Source organism: Actinosynnema sp. NPDC023658 (assembly GCF_040639995.1).
In the GTDB taxonomy this organism is placed as follows: Bacteria; Actinomycetota; Actinomycetes; order Mycobacteriales; family Pseudonocardiaceae; genus Actinosynnema.
Map to the genome: position 1 here is coordinate 1 of NZ_JBFAAX010000220.1, position 3,407 is coordinate 3,407.

At 74.6% G+C, this 3,407-nt stretch carries 1 protein-coding gene; it reads right to left on the minus strand.

Translation table 11 applies throughout. The annotated features are described in order from the left end of the window. A partial coding sequence (locus tag AB0G02_RS21425) for a hypothetical protein (protein WP_360797116.1) occupies window positions 1-3,344 on the minus strand: 3,344 nt, incomplete at its 3' end. Window positions 3,345-3,407: the final 63 nt, after the last annotated feature.

Below are 3,407 nucleotides of genomic sequence, written 5' to 3' on the forward strand. Positions count from 1 at the left end.
GTGGACGGCAGCTCGACGACCCGGTGCCCGGGCGGCGCGGCGGCCGGCTCGGACGTCGTCGACCCGTGGCCCAGCCACACGTCGACCGGACCGCGGATCAGCTCCAGGATGAGCGGGGCGCCGGGGCGCGCCGGGTCCATCCGCTGCTTCGGGTCGACCGTCCGGGCCAGGACCCCGGGCTCGGGGACCTGGAGGCGGTGGGAGCCGGGCGTCCAGCCGCGGAGCCAGCGGGCGGGGCGGCTGAACGTCGTGATCTCGACGTGGAACTCCACGTCGTGCCGGAACTTCTGCGCGGTGGGGCTGCCGATGTCCAGCGAGCTGGTCTCCACCACCGGACCGGCGCCGGACCGCTTCGTCTTCGCCCGGTGGAACCTGATCGCGGCCTGGAGCACCGTGGTGACGCTGGCGAGGGACCGCCGGACCACGCCGAAACGCCCCTCGACCCCACCGGTCCACGCCTTGGTGGTGGTGGTCGCGCTGCCCAGCTTGGGACCACCGGCGGCGTAGTGGCGCACGCGCCGCCCGCCCAGCCCGCCCTGGTGGTCGCCGGGACCGTGCTTCGCCTTCACCACGATGTCGACGTAGTGGGTGCGGAACCGGTCGTGGCGGTGGAGCTGGACCGCCACACCCGGTCCCAGCAGCTCCGCCAGGTTCGTGCGCAGCGCGGACGCGGACAGCTTCGCGGTCAACGCGCGCACCCTGTCGAGCTGCTCGGCCGCCTTGACGGGCGACAGCCCGCTCTTGTACGGGTGCACGCCCCGCTGGTTCCAGGCGGGGAGGAAGTCCTCGAACCCGGGCAGCGCGTTCAGCGCCGCCTCCACCTGCGGCTGCACCTCCGCGGCGACGGCGAACCCGCTGATCCTGGCGTTGCCGGGAGCGAGGCCGGCGGCGAGGTACGGCGGTTCGAAGCGGGTGCCCGCGTCGACGGGCTCGACGAGCGCCGCGGCGGTGTCGAGCGGCAGCGGCAGCCCCTGCGCGGCGGCCTCCGCGACGCCCGTCCTCAGGTACGCCGTGGCGGGCAGGACGATGTCCTCGCCGGTGGGGGTGCGCACCTCGACATCCATGGCGACCCGGTAGAGGGCGACTCCCTCCTTGATCTCGACGCCCGTCCGGGTGGTGCTCGTGGTGCCCGCGTAGGACTCGTCCACCAGGCGCGCGGAGTACCCGCCGGTGAGGCCGGCGCCGCCGAACACCAGCAGGGGCAGGCCGAGGCCGCCACCGGCGGACCCGCGCAGCGTGAACCCGGTGGTGATGGAGGCGTTCGCGACGTTGGCGTCGACGTGCTGCTCGCGGTCGCGCAGCCGATCCTTCTTCCGGTTCACCCCCACCAGCGCGGCGTCGTGCAGCACCACCCGCGCGCGCACCGCGGCGGCGCGCGCGCCGTCCGATCCGGTCAGGTCGGGTGAGGTGACCCAACCGCTGATCATCGGCACCAGGTTGTTCGTGATGGTGGTGTGGCGCAGGAAGTCGCGCAGCTTGGCGCGCCCGTCGGCGCCCAACCTGGTGATCGACGGGTGCATCCTGCCCGCGACCAGCTCGAACGCCTTGTCCTCGTCGAGGTCGACCACGGCTTCCGCGAACGGGTGGTCCAACCTCCTGCCCCAGGCCCGGTCGAGCGGGCTCGCCGGGGCGGGGACCCAGCCCGGGGCGAAGTAGTCGTGCAGGTCGTCCGGCACCTGGAAGGTGACGTCCACGGCGCCGGCCGGGCCGCTGCGCACCTCCTCGCCGCGGACGACCCGGCCGTCGGCGTCCAGCAGGGAGACGGTGTAGCGCACCGGCAGGACCAGGTGGGTCGAGTCCCCGGAGCGGAGGATGCCCTGGTGCGTGAGGCTCGTCGTGACGGTGGCGTAGGTGTGCGGGTGGGAGCGCGGCACGCGCGCGATCGCCATGCCGTAGGGGCCGATCCCCTGGGTGACCATGGCGGCCACCGTCAGGTCGTTGGCCCTGGCGCCGTCGACCACCGCCGTCGAGGTGACGTTGGCGCCGGTGCGCACGTCGGTGACCGCCCGGTCGACGGGCTCGACGAGGGCGGCCTCGTCGTCGACCCGCAGCGGGGTCGCCGCGACCCGCAGCTCGAACCAGGAGCCGCCGACGGGCACCTGGAACGTGCGCCCACCGCCCATGAGGGACTCGAACTCGGTGCGCAAGGCGCGCTCCAGGCGACCGAGGTGCTTCGGGTCGGGCTCCCCGGTGGCGGGCAGCAGCGCCCTGACCGCGGGCAGGACCAGTTCGCGGCCGCGGGCGTCGATCGGCCTGATCGTGCCGAGCGCGCGGCCCTCCCGGAAGTAGTCGGGCAGCGTCTGCCAGAACCTGGCCACCGATGTCGTGGGGTCCTCCGGCGCGACGCCGTCGACCGGGACCCGCGGTTCGGTCGTCGCGGTGTCGGGTTCGCCGTCCCGGGCCGGTTGATCGGTCCCGCCGTCGCCGTCGTCCGAGTCCGCCGCGTCGAACAGCGCCAACCAGGACTCGCCGGGCTCGTCGTGGTCGGCCGACGTCGTGGGACCCGCCTGGCTGGGAGGCGCCAACCAGGACACGTCGGGGTCCTCCTCGACCACGGGGGCGAGCGCGTCGGACACCGGGAAGCGCGGGGCGTGCGGGCTGGCGAAGCGCTCCTCGCGCTCCATCGGCCCGGTCTCGACGGGCTGGTGACCGCGCCGCAGCATGACCCGCATGCGCTCGTGGATCCGGGTCAGGTGGTGGGGTCGGAGGTGCTGCGAGCCGCCGTCCATGAGACCGGCCACGGGGGCCCGGTGGCGCGGGAAGGCGCGCGGGTCCTCGTCGGGGTCGGTCTCATCGGGGCGGGTCTCGTCGTCGAGCCCGAGCAAGTGACCGGTCTCGTGGGCCGTGACGACCGGAGGGCTGTCCGCCCGCCACCTCAACTGGTCGGTGCGGGCGTGGGTGGGCGACACGCGGACGTGCGCGTCCCGCTCGTCGGTGAACTCGACCGTGACGTGGAACTGCCTGCCGTCCGGCAGGCCGTAGCCCTGGTTGAAGACCTCGTCGGCCCCTCGCGCGGCGCTGTCGGCGATGTGGGCGCGTTCCTCGGGCGTGAACTCCTCCGTCAGGAAGACCTTGACGGTGAAGTCGCGCACCTCGACGCCGTCGACCTCGAACTCCCGCACGTCGTAGGCGATCAGGGTCCGCACTCCCGAGAGCCGGGTCCCCTCGTACGTGACCGTGCTGGTGTCGAGCACGTGGAAGTGCTCCCCGCGCACCGTGCCGACCACCGGCGCGGACTCGCGGGCCTCGCGGACGCGCGCCGGGGCGACCGGGCTCGGCGGTGTGAACCAGGCATCGCCCGGACCGGTCGGGCGGGCGGGCGCGACCGCGGGGGCCGCCCTCAAAGCCCGCCCCCCCCGGCGCTCCGCCCGCGCGGGGTCCACCGCCCGGCGGTGGGGCCAGTCCAC